Source organism: Kitasatospora sp. NPDC036755 (genome assembly GCF_040636595.1).
Classification (GTDB): Bacteria; Actinomycetota; Actinomycetes; order Streptomycetales; family Streptomycetaceae; genus Kitasatospora.
Genome location: NZ_JBEZUT010000499.1, coordinates 1 through 4,334, shown reverse-complemented (window position 1 = coordinate 4,334; position 4,334 = coordinate 1). Strand labels below are relative to the sequence as shown.

Below are 4,334 nucleotides of genomic sequence, written 5' to 3'. Positions count from 1 at the left end.
GCCGCACGTTCCGGCCGCCGCACCGAGCCCGGGAACGGCGGCGGGGCCGGGCGCGGGGACCGGTGCGGCGGTGGGGTCGGGGGCCGGTTCCGGCCCGGGGTCGGGGTCCGGTCCCGGAGCGGCCGCGGGGCAGCCCCGATGGGCCGGCGGACGGGCGGAGCTGCGGCGCGACCTGCGGCACCTGTGCGCCGGGGTGGCGGGCGCGGTGGAGCCGGGGGAGCTGGCCCTGGACCTCGAACTCGCCGAGAAGACCGCCTTCCGGACGCTCGGCTGCCTGCTGTACGGCATGGGCCGCACGGCGGACGGCGTCTTCTGGTGGCGGATAGCCGCCCAGTACGGGGACCAGCTGGCCGTGCACTGCCTGGCGGTGCACTACACCGCCGAGGGCGAGCGGTGCGACGCGGCCCACTGGGCCGCCCAGGCCCAGGACCTCAGCGCCCCGGGCCGACTGCCGGAGCTGGCGCCCGAGGTCCGGCCGGGTGGGGCGGCGGAGCTGGCGCGGGTGCTGGCGGAGCGCTACGACGGCGAGATCCTGCTGACGGTGCGGGAGGCGGTGGCGGCGAGGCCGAGGGCTGATGCCGGGCGGTTGGGGGCCCGGGCGGTGCGGGGGCGGGGGGTGGTGCGGATCCGGTGAGGGGAGAGCGGCGCCGACGGGAGCCGGCATCGGGCCGATCGCCTCGCCCGTCCCGGACCCGCCTTCCCGACGCCGGGCGCCGGTCGCCATTCAGTCCCGGACGGGCGGAGGGTGCCCGGCCGGTGCCGCTGTTCGGGTGAACCGGGGCGGTGTTCGGTCGGGGTGGTGTTCGGTCGGGGTGGCGGGCAGGCGTGGAGGTCGGCAGGCGTGGAGGTCGGCAGACGTGGAGGCGGGCAGGCGCGGCGGAAACCCCGGGCCGCCGCAAAGCCCGGAGGGCCGCCGCACCACTGGGGTGCGACGGCCCTCGGCGGGTGCGAGGTGCGTCAGTCGGTGCCGGACTCGAGCGCCGCGTGGTCGAGGGCGGTCGGGTCCTCCTCGTCACCGGTGCCGGCGGCGATGGGAGCCGCGCCGCCCGGGGCGAGCTCGCCGATCAGGCCGCTCCACGGAGCCAGCTGGCCGTGCACCGCGTACTGCTCCAGCTTGCTGCGGGAGTCGGCGATGTCGAGGTTGCGCATGGTCAGCTGACCGATGCGGTCGTCCGGGACGAACGCGGCGTCGACGCTGCGCTCCATCGACAGCTTCTCGGGGTGGTAGCTGAAGTTGGGGCCCTGGGTGTCGATGACCGAGTAGTCCTGGCCGCGCCGCAGCCGCAGGGTGACGCTGCCGGTGACCGGGTGGCCGATCCAGCGCTGGATGCTGTCCCGCAGCATCAGCGACTGCGGGTCGAACCAGCGGCCCTCGTAGAGCAGCCGGCCGAGCCGCCGGCCCTGGGTGTGGTACGTGGCGATGGTGTCCTCGTTGTGGATGGCGTTGAGCAGCCGCTCGTAGGCGATGTGCAGCAGCGCCATGCCCGGGGCCTCGTAGATGCCGCGGCTCTTGGCCTCGATGATGCGGTTCTCGATCTGGTCCGACATGCCCAGGCCGTGCCGGCCGCCGATGGTGTTGGCCTCGTGGACCAGGTCGACGGCGCTGGCGAACTCCTGGCCGTTGATCCGGACCGGGCGGCCGAACTCGAACTCGACGGTGACGTCCTCGGTCTGGATCTCGACCGCCGGGTCCCAGAAGGCCACGCCCATGATCGGGCTGACGATCTCCAGGGAAGCGTCCAGGTACTCCAGCCGCTTGGCCTCGTGGGTGGCGCCCCAGATGTTGGCGTCGGTGGAGTAGGCCTTCTCGGCGGAGTCCCGGTAGGGGAGGTCCCGCTCGGCGAGCCACTCGGACATCTCCTTGCGGCCGCCGAGCTGGTCGACGAACGCCTGGTCCAGCCACGGCTTGTAGATCCGCAGGTTGGGGTTGGCGAGCAGACCGTAACGGTAGAACCGCTCGATGTCGTTGCCCTTGTAGGTGGAGCCGTCGCCCCAGATGGAGACGCCGTCCTCCTGCATGGCGCGCACCAGCAGGGTGCCGGTCACGGCGCGGCCGAGCGGGGTGGTGTTGAAGTACGTCTGCCCGGCGGAGCGGATGTGGAAGGCGCCGCAGGCGAGGGCGGCCAGGCCCTCCTCGACCAGCGCGGCCCGGCAGTCGACCAGCCGCGCCTGCTCGGCACCGTACGCGCGGCCCCGGGCCGGGACGTCGGCGAGGTTCGGCTCGTCGTACTGGCCGATGTCGGCCGTGTATGCGTAGGGGAAGGCACCGTGCTCGCGCATCCACGCGACGGCGACGGAGGTGTCCAACCCACCGGAGAATGCGATGCCGATCCGTTCACCGACCGGAAGCTTGCTCAAGACCTTCGACATGGATGCACCCTTGACCCGCCTGAGCGGGCCCCTGATCTAGCGATGTGTGACGGGATTCGGCGTAATCGATCCGATGCCCGAACTCTGGCATAGATTTGCAGAGTAATGCAAGAGCATGCGGAAGGCCGGGTGGTGACGGGAGTCCGGTCGGCCGTCGCGCGGCGGCCGACGGGCCAGGCAACTTCCTTGCGGTGTCAGGTGGTTGGGGTCGGCCGGGGCGGCGGGGTGGGGGCTGCCCGGGTGCGCAGCCAGGCCGTACGGGAGGCGAGTACGCCCAGCCCGAGGGCGACCAGGTGGCCGGCGTCGGCCAGCTGCTGGTTCAAGGCCCAGGCGGTCGCCAGGACCAGGGCGAGCGCCGAGAGGCCGTAGCGGCGCAGTGCGGGCGGGCCGAGCGTGAGGAGGCAGGCGCCGGTGGCGACCAGGCCGTAGCTGATGCCCACGTCGCGGGCGCGGGACAGGGCGCCCGGGATGCGGGCGGTCACCATCACCCACATGGCGCCCTCGGTGAGCAGCGTGGCGCCCAGGTGCCCGAAGACGAAGACCGCGCCGGCCCGGGCCGGGCCCCAGCGCCACTCGGCCAGGCCCAGGACGGCGGCGACCGCCGCGATGCCCGCCCAGGCAGGAACGCCGTCCACCACCAGGCCGCTGGTGATCATCGTCCACCACTTGCCCACTTCCATGTGATGGACGTTGCTGCTGTTGTGCCGGACGAACCGGGCCCGCTCGGCGTGGCCCTGGGTCGCCAGCCAGGAGGCCGTCACGGTCAGCAGCAGGACGTACGCGGTGGTGAGCCGCAGGCGGACGGCGGCTCTCAGCGCGGGGTGCCGGGAGACGACGGGGCCCGTCGGTGTCCTCGTCGCGAGGCGATCGCTCATCGTGGCTGGTGCCCTTGCTCGGTGGTTCCCGGTGCCGGCTCGCCCCACGGTGCGGGGGCAAGGCCGCGACCGGGCGGTCCGAGCGTCAGCGTACGCGAGCGGTCGCCGGGCGTTCGCCGGGTGTCGGGGTCGGTGGGCTGGCCGGGGTCGAGGCCGGGGCTGGGGGCCGGGCCGGGGTCAGGTCGGCGCGGGGGTGGCGGGTGGCGGCGGGGCCGGACGGGGGTCAGGGTGAGGGGAAGGAGTGTCGAGGAGGCGTCGATGGCCGGTAGCACCGCCAGGCACTCCGCGGCGCACCGCCGGCCCCGGTGGGCACGCGCCGTCCACGCGGTGTGGGCCTATGTCCGGCGCGCGCCCGGCACCTACATCTGGCTGGCGATCCTGCTCGTCACCACGCAGGTGATCCGGCACGTCGATCCGGCGACCGCCGACCGCATCCTGCAGCGGCGATCGACCAACCTCCACCACCTCCAGGTCTCGCCGGTACGGGTCCTGGTGACCAGTGCCCTGTGGATCGCGGGCGGCGGCTGGCCGTTCTACTTCCTCCTGTACAACCTCTTCCACGTGCCGGCCGAACGTTGGCTCGGCACGCTGCGCTGGATATCGGTGGCGGCGCTCGCGCACATCGGCGCCACCTATCTCAGCGAGGGCGTGCTCGGCTGGGCGATCCACCGCGGACTGGCCCCACCGAGAGCCGTCTACACCCTGGACTACGGCGTCAGCTACGCCCTGGCCGGCGTCGTCGCGGTACTCACCTACCTGATCGTGCGGCCCTGGCGCTACCTGTACGCGCTGGGAGTGCTGGTGGTCTACGGGGTGGGCGTGCAGCAGAGCCGGGACTACACCAGCATCGGCCACTTCAGTGCGGCGCTGATCGGATTCGCCTGCTACCCGCTGACCCGCGAACGCCCGGGCGCCTTCGACCCGGTCGCCTCGGCCCGTACGGTCTGGCGGTGGGCCCGCAGGCGGTGACCGGAGAGGTCGACGCCGGAGGCCGGTCCGGGGCGGGCCTCCTCACGGGTCAGGTTTGTGCCGGGCACTCGTTGCACTCCTTTGTCAGACTGATGGTCCGAATCCTCGCACGTCCAACGC

Annotated in this window: 3 protein-coding genes and 1 pseudogene; 2 read left to right on the top strand and 2 right to left on the bottom strand. The window is 73.3% G+C overall.

The window, feature by feature from the left end:
* Positions 1-634, top strand: a pseudogene (locus AB0E96_RS38745) (hypothetical protein); the annotation flags it as partial.
* A 323-nt stretch (positions 635-957) separates the two neighbouring features.
* Here AB0E96_RS38745 and argG read toward each other — a convergent pair.
* Positions 958-2,370, bottom strand: a complete 1,413-nt coding sequence (argG, locus tag AB0E96_RS38740) for an argininosuccinate synthase (RefSeq protein ID WP_359831175.1) — start codon at positions 2,368-2,370, stop codon at positions 958-960.
* Positions 2,371-2,564: 194 nt separating this feature from the next.
* Positions 2,565-3,245, bottom strand: a complete 681-nt coding sequence (locus tag AB0E96_RS38735) for a rhomboid-like protein (protein ID WP_359831173.1) — start codon at positions 3,243-3,245, stop codon at positions 2,565-2,567.
* 258 nt (positions 3,246-3,503) lie between these two features.
* Here AB0E96_RS38735 and AB0E96_RS38730 point away from each other — a divergent pair, with 258 nt between their 5' ends.
* A complete protein-coding gene (locus AB0E96_RS38730) occupies positions 3,504-4,214 on the top strand; it encodes a rhomboid-like protein (RefSeq protein WP_359831171.1) in 711 nt (236 codons plus the stop codon).
* Positions 4,215-4,334: the final 120 nt, after the last annotated feature.